This window comes from Pseudomonas baetica, from assembly GCF_051216495.1.
GTDB lineage: Bacteria > Pseudomonadota > Gammaproteobacteria > Pseudomonadales > Pseudomonadaceae > Aquipseudomonas > Aquipseudomonas baetica_B.
Genome location: NZ_JBPKAM010000239.1, coordinates 1 through 1,601, shown reverse-complemented (window position 1 = coordinate 1,601; position 1,601 = coordinate 1). Strand labels below are relative to the sequence as shown.

Below are 1,601 nucleotides of genomic sequence, written 5' to 3'. Positions count from 1 at the left end.
CATACGTGTTGGTGGGCTGGTATACCCGTTCCTTGGGGGAGATTTTTCCCACAAGTTGTGGAAGCCCCCTCTCTGGGGGGACCCCCCCTTCTCTCAAAAGCGGCCTGACAGGCAACACACGCTCCCGCTATCATGCCGCCCATTCCTTCGATCGATAGCGAACCCCGCTCATGCACACCCTTGCACAACTGCGCGCCGGCACGCTGGCGGGCATCACTCGCCTGGACCTTAGCTGCGGCCTGACCGAATTTCCCCGGGAAATCTTCGACCTGGCGGACTCCCTGGAAGTGCTCAACCTCAGCGGCAACGCCTTGAGCAGACTGCCCGACGATCTGCACCGCCTGACCCGGTTGCGTGTGCTGTTCTGCTCCGATAACCAGTTCACCGAACTGCCGGCATGCATTGGGCAATGCGCAGCGCTGACCATGGTCGGCTTCAAGGCCAACCGCATCGAACACGTACCCGGTGAGGCCTTGCCACCCCTGTTGCGCTGGCTGATCCTGACCGACAACCGAATCAACGCGCTGCCCACCGAACTGGGGGAACGCCCGCACCTGCAAAAACTCATGCTGGCGGGCAACCGGTTGCAACAGTTGCCCGACAGCCTGCGTCACTGCCACCGGCTCGAACTGATCCGCATCGCCGCCAATCGTCTGACCGAACTGCCCGAATGGCTGCTGTCCCTGCCGAGCCTGACCTGGCTGGCCTACGCCGGTAACCCGCTGGAAACCGAAGCCGCTTTTGAGGCGACGGCGGATATCCCCTGGTCGAATCTGAGTCTGGAACAGACACTCGGCGAAGGTGCCTCGGGTGTGATCCATCGCGCTATCTGGACACCACCGGGACATGGCGCCACACCGGTTGCCGTCAAACTCTACAAAGGCGAAATGACCAGCGATGGTTCGCCCCTGCACGAAATGAACGCCTGCATCACCGCAGGCCTTCACCCCAACCTGATCCGCATTGAAGGCCGGATCATCGATCACCCGCGACAAACAGCCGGGCTGGTGATGCAACTGATCGGACCTGAGTTTCGCAACCTCGCCGGATTGCCGAGCCTGGCGTCATGCAGTCGTGACGTCTACGCCGATGACACTCGCTTCAGCGCCGATGGCGCCCTGCGTATCGCCCGAGGCATTGCTTCCGTCGCTGGGCACCTGCATCGCCAAGGCATCACCCATGGCGACCTCTATGGCCACAATATCCTGTGGAACGAGCATGGCGATTGCCTGCTGGGCGACTTTGGTGCGGCGTCTTTCCATGCCACGCAGGACAGCCTTGAAAGCCGAGCGCTGCAACGCATCGAAGTCAGAGCGTTCGGGATTTTGCTGGGGGAATTGCTGGAGCGGATCGATTCGGGGTTGAGCGAGGAACAGCGATTGGCGCTGGAGGACTTGCAGCAGCGCTGCTGTCAGCCGGAGGTGTTGGCGCGGCCGGGGTTCGGCGAGATTGTTCAGGCCTTGGCTGCGCTGAACTAATGGATTGCAAGAAACCTGTGGGGGGGGGGGGGGGGGCGGAGGGGGGGGGGGGGGGGGGGGGGTGTGTTGGGGGGGGGGGGGGGGGGGAAGAGGGGGGGGGGGGAGGGGAAAACCACGCGAGAT

General features: G+C 63.0%; 1 protein-coding gene. It reads left to right on the top strand.

The annotated features are described in order from the left end of the window. Positions 1-170: 170 nt before the first annotated feature. On the top strand, positions 171-1,478 hold the full coding sequence (locus tag ACSFE6_RS31485) for a leucine-rich repeat-containing protein kinase family protein (RefSeq protein ID WP_435431265.1): 1,308 nt from the start codon (positions 171-173) through the stop codon (positions 1,476-1,478). Positions 1,479-1,601: the final 123 nt, after the last annotated feature.

Excerpts from the sequence above, each read along its gene's own strand:
- ACSFE6_RS31485 (WP_435431265.1), top strand. The coding sequence starts at position 171 with ATGCACACCCTTGCACAACTGCGCGCCGGCACGCTGGCGGGCATCACT.